This is a genomic window from Thiomicrospira sp. (assembly GCF_014859555.1).
In the GTDB taxonomy this organism is placed as follows: domain Bacteria; phylum Pseudomonadota; class Gammaproteobacteria; order Thiomicrospirales; family Thiomicrospiraceae; genus Thiomicrospira.
Genome location: NZ_JACUTY010000143.1, coordinates 1 through 1,177, shown reverse-complemented (window position 1 = coordinate 1,177; position 1,177 = coordinate 1). Strand labels below are relative to the sequence as shown.

Here is a 1,177-nt window from a genome sequence, read left to right as displayed (position 1 = left end):
GCGAACCGCAAATTGATGCGTTATTACGCCATTCCGGCATTGCCGTTTAAGGGTTAGGTTTTATGTTAAACCCACCCACCAGGCCTGGTGATCATGCTGCGATCTAGTTTTCAGATACAAAAAAGCCCCGATTATGACGGGGCTTTTTTTTAACCAATCATTAACTATCTAATATGGTTTTTAGCTTATTAGAAGGTTAATTCAATTGATAGGTTAGCCGCGATGGAGTTATCAACGTCTTCACCAAAGTCGAACGAGTTCGCCGCGACGTCTAAACTGACAGGGCCAATGGTTAAACCACCATGAATACGCGACATTTCGTTACCGGCCGCTTCATTGGTGTAACCCGCACGCAAGTCAGGCAAGAACCAACGGTTTGAAGCATAAGATACCGCCACACCAGCTTTTTGGGTTTCTAAACCGGTGATGTCCATGGTTTTAGTCAAGTCATAAAAACCAGCAAATGTCCAACGACGGTTTTGTGAATAGGTTGCGGCTTCCAAGCGAGCTTTGGGTTCGAAAGTAATCTCATCTGCCAAATAACCAGCGCTGGCTAGTAGCTGAGTGTCAGCACCAGTCATATTGTATTTAAAGCTTGGGGAGTTGATGTTTTCTAAACTTAAACCCAATAAATAGTTCTTAGCAATGTATTGCACACCTAAATCCACACCGAATGCCGATTCGGTATTATCAAACGTGGTGACTTCATCCAAACCATCACTCACGCGGTCTCCAAACTCACCGTCTTCGTCTTGCAAGAAGCTATCAAACTCTAAACCATGATGGTTAAACTGACCGGACATGGCTTTTAAACGAATCCCGGCATTGATCTGACCACTTTGTGGTTTAAAGAAGCGGTTTAAATCGGCTGAATAAGCAAAAGAGATTTCCGCTAGCTGGAAAGCGCTGAAAATCATGGCATTGCCAGAGTTCAAGTTATACTCTACATCCTGGGTAATAGGATCAAAGCCGGTCACTTCCACATCTGAATCAGCATAACGCAACATATTGGCGGTGGTACCAGTGGTCATTGAAGCGGCTAACATAAAACCACCATTATTGGTGGTTTGTACCACTAACGGCACCGAGCCACTGGCTTTAAAGTTAATACTTAAGTTTTCGTTGCTTTTAAAAAAAGTATCTAGAGCTGCTTCAAGATCAGCCTCAACTGCAGCCT

1 protein-coding gene is annotated in these 1,177 nt (G+C 43.8%); it reads right to left on the bottom strand.

The genetic code is table 11. The features are described 5' to 3' along the window. Positions 1-188: 188 nt before the first annotated feature. Positions 189-1,177, bottom strand: a 989-nt coding sequence (gene traF / locus IBX48_RS10595) for a conjugal transfer protein TraF (protein ID WP_296834409.1), incomplete at its 5' end; no start/stop codon positions are given.